We start from the raw sequence: 2,024 nt of genomic DNA on the forward strand, positions 1-2,024 counted from the left end.
ATCCAATGGCGGTCGCCCCGTGTTATCCAACTGCGTGAGCGGCCAAAGGCAACAGCCGAACGGCCGCTGGCCGGATTGAGAGTGCTGGACCTCACGCGGGTTTTGGCCGGTCCGGTTTCCACCCGCACTCTGGCCGGATTTGGCGCCGATGTGCTGCGTATCGACCCGCCCGGCTGGGACGAGCCTGGTGTCATCACCGATGTTGCGCTGGGTAAGCGTATGGCCTCCCTGGATCTGCGCAATACAGCGGACCGGCAGCGGTTTGAGGCGTTGCTGTCCAAGGCCGATGTGCTGGTGCATGGCTACCGTCCCGGTGCACTGGATGGTCTGGGCTACGGCGCGGACGCCCGCCGCCGGATCGCTCCCAATGCGGTTGAAGCCTCTCTGGATGCCTATGGCTGGACCGGCCCCTGGGCCCTGCGGCGCGGTTTTGACAGCCTCGTGCAGATGAGTGCAGGCATCGCCGATACAGGCCGCGTTCAGGCCAAGGCGGGCGATCCGCACCCTTTACCGGTGCAAGCGCTGGACCATGCCACGGGCTATTTGATGGCTGCAGCGGTGCTCTCGGCCTTGGCAACTGCTGCCCAAGGGGTAGCAGTGCCCGCAGCCCGCCTGTCGCTTGCCCGCACCGCAGAGCTACTGGCCGGAATGCAGAAATGTGCTGAAGGACCGGATGTCACCAAACCGGCAAACAGCGACTTCGCCCAAGAGATCGAAAACAGCGGCTGGGGGCCGGGCCGCCGCCTTGCTGCGCCGCTCGCCCTGGACACCAGCCAAATGCGCTGGGACCGGCCCGCCTCCCGTTGCGGCAGCGCACCGGCATACTGGCCGGAATAGCCCATGAAGAAGGGGCGCTCCCGTCTTGGCTTACAGCCAATTCATCCCGGAGTATTTTCAACCAGAACGAAAGGGTTTCCGCGGCGACGGCTTCTTTCTGGGAAAAATACCTCCGCCGGAGGCAGCGGCGCGCGCCAGCGCGGCGCCATGCCCAACCCCACGCGGAGCGCGCAGGCGATCCGGCGCGGGGGCGGGAGAGCTCCGTATGGGGTTAGCCGGCCTGATCAGCGGTCATCGCCGCCCGGGCCGCCCATCTCGTCCAGAAGATCTTCGTCAATCGCAGCCTGCACTGCCCCCGCGGCGGCCTCTTTCTGCTTTGGCGTCATCTCATCGGCCTGGTCCGGCGCCAGCCGCACGGTGACTTCACGATGGGCAAACCTGATGCCTTCGCGGGCAAACAGTTCGCGGATCTCCTGGTACACCCGCTTGCGGACAATCCATTGATCCCCCGGTTTGGTCATGAATTTCACGCGGATGATCATCGCAGAATCCTGCATCTCGATCACACCCTGAGACTTCAACGGCTGGATAAATGTATGTCCGATTACCGGGTCATCCATCAGCTTCTGGCCAAGCTTCTTGATCAGCTTACGAACCTTCTCCACGTCCGTGTCATACGTCACGCGCATCGGCAGTTTCATCATCACCCAGTCCCGCGAATAATTGGTCAGAACCTTGATCTCGCCAAAGGGGATCGTGTGCAGCGCGCCTAGATGATGGCGCAGCTGGAAGGATCGCACCGAGATCTTCTCGACCGTGCCCTTCACATCACCGATGTCGATGTATTCGCCCTTGCGGAACGCGTCATCGATCAGGAAGAACGCGCCCGAGAAAATGTCCCGTACCAGCGTCTGCGAGCCGAAGCCAACCGCCAGACCGACAACACCGGCACCGGCGAACAGCGGGCTGACATTGATACCCAGTTCCAGCAGCACGATTAGCACGATCGAGACCAGCACAACCGCCAGGATCGCGCCCCGGAACAAGGGCAGCAGAGTGGCCAGACGGCTGGCGCCCCCGGCACCGCCTTCATCGCCCAGCTCGGCCTCCGAAACATCGCCGGCTTCCTCGTCGATCTTACTGTCGATCCAGATCCGGAACAGGTGATAGACGATGTATCCGATGAACAGGATCACTGTCACATCGATCACCCGTTCGGCGGCCGTGGTTTCAGTCCATCTGGCGTC

2 protein-coding genes are annotated in these 2,024 nt (G+C 62.8%); one reads left to right on the top strand and one right to left on the bottom strand.

Annotated features, from left to right (window positions below; translation table 11 throughout):
• On the top strand, positions 1 to 837 hold an 837-nt coding region (locus A2I95_RS33780), incomplete at its 5' end, for a CoA transferase (RefSeq protein ID WP_291736844.1).
• Positions 838 to 1,061: 224 nt separating this feature from the next.
• On the opposite strand, the gene A2I95_RS33785 is transcribed toward A2I95_RS33780, so the two are convergent.
• On the bottom strand, positions 1,062 to 2,024 hold a 963-nt coding region (locus A2I95_RS33785; RefSeq protein ID WP_291736846.1), incomplete at its 5' end, for a mechanosensitive ion channel domain-containing protein.

The organism is Leisingera sp. F5, from assembly GCF_001593695.1.